Origin of the sequence: Nitriliruptor sp., from assembly GCF_040882075.1 — a bacterium.
Lineage (GTDB): Bacteria > Actinomycetota > Nitriliruptoria > Nitriliruptorales > Nitriliruptoraceae > Nitriliruptor.
The window spans coordinates 1-5,467 of sequence record NZ_JBBEBZ010000063.1 but is presented as its reverse complement, the minus strand read 5'-3'; the positions used below and the strand labels follow the sequence as shown (position 1 = coordinate 5,467).

5 protein-coding genes are annotated in these 5,467 nt (G+C 72.9%); 2 read left to right on the top strand and 3 right to left on the bottom strand.

Going from position 1 to position 5,467, the window contains the following annotated elements:
• A partial coding sequence (locus WEB03_RS03060) for a CocE/NonD family hydrolase (RefSeq protein WP_368069498.1) occupies positions 1-2,180 on the top strand: 2,180 nt, incomplete at its 5' end.
• A 63-nt stretch (positions 2,181-2,243) separates the two neighbouring features.
• Here the strand turns inward: WEB03_RS03060 and WEB03_RS03055 are convergent.
• The gene (locus WEB03_RS03055; protein WP_368069497.1) at positions 2,244-2,822 is read right to left on the bottom strand and encodes a biotin transporter BioY; all 579 of its coding nucleotides are present in this window, start codon (positions 2,820-2,822) and stop codon (positions 2,244-2,246) included.
• 255 nt (positions 2,823-3,077) lie between these two features.
• Here WEB03_RS03055 and WEB03_RS03050 point away from each other — a divergent pair, with 255 nt between their 5' ends.
• A complete protein-coding gene (locus WEB03_RS03050) occupies positions 3,078-3,467 on the top strand; it encodes a hypothetical protein (RefSeq protein ID WP_368069496.1) in 390 nt (129 codons plus the stop codon).
• Here the strand turns inward: WEB03_RS03050 and WEB03_RS03045 are convergent.
• Together WEB03_RS03045 and WEB03_RS03040 are read right to left on the bottom strand one after the other, a co-directional pair.
• Positions 3,458-4,768, bottom strand: a complete 1,311-nt coding sequence (locus WEB03_RS03045) for an ATP-binding protein (RefSeq protein ID WP_368069495.1) — start codon at positions 4,766-4,768, stop codon at positions 3,458-3,460. The genes WEB03_RS03050 and WEB03_RS03045 overlap by 10 nt on opposite strands.
• Positions 4,768-5,334 (bottom strand): response regulator transcription factor, encoded by a 567-nt coding sequence (locus tag WEB03_RS03040; protein WP_368069499.1) that lies wholly within the window; start codon positions 5,332-5,334, stop codon positions 4,768-4,770. Before WEB03_RS03040 ends, WEB03_RS03045 begins: the two co-directional genes overlap by 1 nt.
• Positions 5,335-5,467 lie beyond the last annotated feature (133 nt).

Below are 5,467 nucleotides of genomic sequence, written 5' to 3'. Positions count from 1 at the left end.
ACGGGAAGGGCAAGCCCGACGGGAAGGGCAAGCCCGACGGGAAGGGCAAGCCCGATGGGAAGGGGAAGCCGGACCGCCCCGGCGATCCGATCGACCCGGTGGACCCCGAGGACCCGGAGGACCCGGGCGACGGCGGGGACCAGCCGCTCGCACCGCTGGACTACATCGCGATCTCGGACCAGCTCTCCCAGCCGGACCGTCCGGAGATCGTCAAGACCTCGGAGATGGTCGAGACCTTCGACGGGGAGTCGCTGTACGTCGAGGTGACCCGTCCGGACCCGGCCGTCCACGGCGACGGTCCCTGGCCGGTGATCCTCGAGGCGAGCCCGTACCACGGCACGCTCGCCGACAGGGAGGGGATCCGCGTCTTCCCCGACCCGAAGGACGAGGGTGGCGCCCCGATCGGGATGACCGGGTACTTCGCACCGCGCGGGTACGCGGTCGTCATGGTCGACCTGCGCGGCACGGGCCGTTCCACCGGCTGCCTCGACCACCTCGGCCCGAACGACGCCGCCGACCTCGAGCTGATCGTCGAGTGGGCTGCCGACCAGGTGTGGTCGACCGGACGCGTCGGCATGACCGGGCACAGCTACGTCGGTTCCACCCCGTCGGTCGCGGCGGCGCAGGACCCGGACGGCCTCGTGACCATCGCGCCCTCCGCCGGCCTGGCGTCGATGTACGACCACCAGTTCCACAGCGGAGTGCCGTGGTTCCTGCAGTACGTGGGGCCGGTCTTCGCCTACGAGCAGCTCGCGCTCGACCGGGACCTGCCGGGTGGCGACAACGCCGATGCGTTCCCGAACCCGCAGTTCGGGTGCGGGCTGCCGAACTCGGCGGCGACCGCCGGGCACGGTCAGGTCACCGGTCAGTACCAGGGCTGGCACGCGGAGCGTGACTGGCGCGATGGCGCGGCCGCGGCGGACATCCCGATCTTCATGATCCACGGCGTCAACGACAACGCGGCCCGCATCCCCGCCGCAGAGTGGTTCTTCGCCGACCGCGAACCCCGTGCGGACGACAAGGTGTGGATCGGACAGTGGGATCACGGCTCGGCCGGCAACACCACCTGCTCCGAGGGGCACGTGACCTGCCGCTTCGACCAGTGGAAGTTCGCGCTGCACGCCTGGTTCGACCAGCACCTGATGGAGCGGGACGTCCCGACCGGCCCGCCGGTCGAGGCCTTCCTCAACGGCGAGACCGTGACGGTGACCGACGGCTGGCAGCCGACGCGCACCATCGAGCAGCTCCACCTCGACGCCTCCGACGGGTCGCTGTCGACCGAGGCACCGACCGAGGCCTCGTCGGCCTCGTTCACCGCTATCGCCGGTGACGGGTCGACCGAGTTCGTGTCGGCACCGCTCGGGGAGGACGTGGTGTTCCTCGGGCTGCCCGAGCTCCAGCTGGACGTGTCCGTGACCGGCCAGGTCGTCCACCTCGTGACCGAGCTGCTCGTGGAGGGCACCGACGGGACGCGACGTCGCGCGAACCTCTGCGCGGCCAACACCCACCTGCGTGACTCGGTCGACACGCCATCGCCGGTGATCCCCGGCGAGGTGATGGCGATCGACCTGCAGTGCTTCACCCAGGCCCACCGGGTCCTGGCGGGGGAGCGGCTGGTGTTGTCGGTCGGCACGACCAGCGGCGACCACGTCCCGACGTTCGCCACCGAGCTGCAGGTGACCGTCCACACGGGGCCGGAGTCGGAGGGCTACCGGCTGTCGGTGCTCCCCGACGCGTCGATCTTCGCCGACGTCCCGCTCCGCGAGGGTGAGGAGGTCGGCGGCGGGGAGCCCCAGCCCGCCGGCCCCGCTCAGGCTCCCGTCAACGAGTCGGTGACCGTCGTCGCCCCGGGCCTCGGTGAGGTCCAGGTCGACGGAGTCACCCAGGCCATCGTCGGGTTCGAGGTGCTCGAGGGCTTCGACAACCACCGGCTGGACGCGGTCGCCTCGCTGACCCTGCCGGGCGACGTGGACCTCGATCTGCAGCGCGCGACGGCAGCAGGTGGCTGGGAGACGGTCGCGACCGGCGCGAGCTTCGACCTCGCCAGCGAGTCACTGTCGCTCGCGCGCCCGGCGCCAGGTGACTACCGCCTGGTCGTGCACAACTGGGCGGGACCGCCGAACCAGGTCGACGTGCTGATCCGGTTCGTCAACTCCGCCGGCGAGGTCGGCGAGGGCTGATCCCCGTGCGGGACACGCGAGAGGGGCGCCCCACGGGGCGCCCCTCGTCGTACGGATGGTCGTTCAGGCGTCGTCGCGGCGCTCGACCAGCTTCCAGAGCGTCGGCAGGACGGCGACGGCAGCGGCGATCTTGACCGCGTCACCGGGCAGGAACGGCACGACGCCGTTGGCGACGGCGAACTCGGCGCCCTGGCCGGTGAAGATGCCGAGCCAGGTCGCGCCGAAGGCGTAGATGACGAGGTTGCCGACGACCATCGCGAGGGTCACGGCGCCGACGGTGCGGGCGCCGCCGCGCGAGGCCCACGTGCCGAGCAGCAGCGCAGCGACCGCGAAGCCGACGATGTAGCCGAGCGTCGCGCCGCCGCTGGCTGCGAAGAACGGCAGGCCGAGCGCACCGAGGGCGAGGTAGAGCAGCGCCCCGGCCGTCGCCCGCTTGCCGCCGAGGGCGATCGCACCGGCGAGCACCACGAAGGTCTGGCCGGTGATCGGGACCGGGTTGCCGGGCAGGTAGAAGAACAGCTCGGCCGACAGGGCGATGAGCCCGGTGAAGCCCACGGTGAGGGCCACGTCACGGACGCGCTCGCCGGGCAGCAGGTCGGTCAGCGCGCCGGGGCGGGCCAGGGTCGGGTTCGCGGTGCTCACGGTGGCTCCTCGAGTTCGGTCGGCGGCTCGGTCGCCGCGCGGTGCAGGCTAGGCCGCCTCCAGCCTCGACGGGAAACGCGCGCCGGCGCGCGTTGTCTCAAGGTCGAGGTGGGTCCGTGGCCGGTCGAGGTGGTGGGAACCCGCGCCGGCGCGGGTTCCCTGGAGGTGAGGGTCCGGCCGGACGGCCGCCCGCTCCTCAGCTCGCCTTCAGGCGGGGCGGCGATGCTGGGGGCCGGCACGCACACGAGGACGCACATGGGATCGATCGAGCACGGTCCCACGACGTGCCTGGTGCTGTGGCCGGAGACGGTCACCGCGTCGAGCGCGCTCGGTCTCGCCGTCGCGCACGGCGGCGCGGAGGTCGTGGCCACCGTGCACCGGTGGGCAGACCTGCTGCGCGCCGCTGTCGAGACCCACCCGGACGTGATCGTGCTGGACGTGGCGATGTCCGGTCCGCTCGGGTTGCGGCTCGTGTCGGTCCTGCGCCACCTCGACCCCGGACGCGAGGTCGTGACCGTCTCGGAGCTGGCCGCGCTCGACCTCGCATCGGTCGAGGCGGGCGCCATCGCTGCCGTGAGCCCCGACGACCTACGGTCCCTGAGCGAGGTCCTCCACCGGATCGGTGCGGCACGCGTTCAGGTCTGAACGGTCGGGTCCGTCGGGAGCGTCAGGATGAAGGCGCCCCCCTCGTAGGTGAGGCTGCCGCCGTGGTTCTCGGCGATGGCCCGCGCGATGGGCAGGCCGAGCCCGGAACCGCCACGCCCGTCGAGCGACGCGAAGCGCTGGAAGATGCGCTCGGTCCGGTCCTCCGGCACCCCGTCCCCGTCGTCGCGGATCGTCACCACCGTGACGCCGGCGTCGCGGTCGGCCCGCACGGTCACCTCGACGCGCGTGGCCGCGTGACGGCGAGCGTTGTCCAGCAGGTTCGACACCGCCTCGCGCACCGTCTCGCCGTCGATGGCGGGCCGACCCGGATCCCCCTCGATGTCGAGGTCGAGATCGATCGACGGGGACCTGCTGCCGGTACGAGCGACCTCGTCACGACAGAGCGCGGCGATGTCCGTGGGGGTGCGGTCCGGCGTGCGGTCGCCCTCGATGCGGGCGAGCAGCAGCAGGGCGCTGAGCAGCCGGTCGGCGCGGGCCGCCTCACGAACCAGCGACGCGTACAGCAGATCACGGACCTCCGGGTCCTGCTCGCGGAGCAGCGCCTCGACCGAGGCCCGGACCGTCGCGAGGGGCGTCCGCAACTGGTGGGCGGCGTCGTCGACGAACCGGCGGGTCCGTTCCTCGGTCCGTTGGGTGCGTTCGAGCGCGTCCTCGAGCGAATCCAGCATCGCGTCGTAGGCGACGGCGAACCGGCCGAGCTCGGTGTCGGGTCGGTCCGGGTCGAGCCGTTCCCCGGTGCGGCCCGCCGCCGTCCGGTCCGCGGCGGCCACGACCTCGTCGAGCGGTCCCATGGCGACCTCGGCGCTGCGACGGAACAGCAGCAGCGCCGCGATGGCCGCGACCGCCGTGCCGAGCAGGGTCACGAGCGCCACACGCCGCAGGGTCTCGTCGACACCCGCGCGCGAGACCGACACCTCGCCGCTGCCGCCGCTGTCCAGCGCGAGCGTCGTCGTCTTCCGGTCCGGGGGGAGGTCCGGGGACCCCGGTGGGTTGATGTCGAACCGGGGGAGCGCTCCGGAGCTGATGCGCTGCCCGTCGGCGGTGGTGACCACGGCCGGGATGCCGCGGGCACCGAGGCGTTCGGCGAGCTCGGCGCCGTCGTCCACCAGCTCCGCCAGCCCGGCGACCAGTTCGACGCGCGTGGCCAGGACCTCGTCCAAGGTGACCTCGAGCCGTGCCCGGAGGGTGAGGTAGACGAACCCGTCGAGCAGGAGGACGAGCACGATGAAGACGACGACGCCGGAGACGGTCACGCGGCGGCGCAGCGACGGGGTACGCATCAGGCGTGCGGGCGGAGGCGGTAGCCGGCCCCACGCACGGTCGAGATGACCCGCGGACCGTGCCGCTCGAGCTTGCGTCGGAGGGCGCTGACGTGGACCTCGACGACGTTGACGTCCTGGTCGCTGAAGCCCCACACGATCGACAGCAGCTGGGTCTTGGACAGGACCCGGTCGGGGGTGCGGCCGAGGGCGACGAGGAGGTCGAACTCGGTGCGGGTGAGCTCGACCTCGGTGCCGGCCCGGTGGACGCGCCGACGGTGTTCGTCGACGACGATGTCGCCGACCTGCCAGACGTCGGACACGAGCTTGCCGGCGCGGCGGAGGAGGGCCTGGACGCGGGCGAGCAGCTCGGCCATCGCGAACGGCTTGACGAGGTAGTCGTCGGCGCCGGCGGCGAACCCCGCCAAGCGGTCGTCGGTCGAGTCGGCGGCCGTCAGGAAGATGACCGGTAGCTCCCCGTCGGCGTCACGCAGCACGCGGGCGATGCTGAGCCCGCTCGGCCCCACCGGGAGGCGGACGTCCAGGACGGCGAGGTCGGGTTGGAACGCCGCCGCGACCTGCTGGATCGTCGCGCCGGTCGCCTCGTCCTGGACGGTGTAGCCCTGCGCCGCGCAGGGACGAGCCGACGGCGAGGCGCAGCGCGTCGTCGTCCTCGACGAGGAGCACGCGGGGCGAGGGGTTGCTCATGGAAGCCAGCCT